The organism is Sulfitobacter sp. UBA4523 (assembly GCF_002388305.1).
Lineage (GTDB): Bacteria > Pseudomonadota > Alphaproteobacteria > Rhodobacterales > Rhodobacteraceae > Sulfitobacter > Sulfitobacter pontiacus.
In genome coordinates this window covers 1,499-1,782 of record NZ_DGMH01000004.1, presented here as the reverse complement: position 1 = coordinate 1,782, position 284 = coordinate 1,499, and the positions used below count along the sequence as shown (strand labels likewise).

The window sequence follows — 284 nt, the reverse complement described above, 5'->3', positions numbered from 1 at the left end:
TCGGGCAGGTTGTTATGCGTCTCGGACCCCGCCTGATGGATGCCCAAGGTGCCATGCGGCCCGCCCCAGCCATAGCCGACCGACGCTTCGGTCACGCCACCACCTGCGGTGATCACCGCGCCGTAGCCGCCCATGGAATAGCCGATCAAACCGGTGTTATCCGCATCCACCAACCCATTGAGAAAAGAGCTTTCGTCTTGCGACAGGCGGGCCATTTCATCCAGCACGAAAAGCTGGTCCAGCGACCGGTTCACCAGCGTAGAGCCAAAGGCCGCCTGCGTGCG

1 pseudogene is annotated in these 284 nt (G+C 62.7%); it reads right to left on the bottom strand.

Annotated features, from left to right (window positions below):
- Positions 1 to 284: pseudogene (locus B3849_RS00290) on the bottom strand (dienelactone hydrolase); the annotation flags it as partial.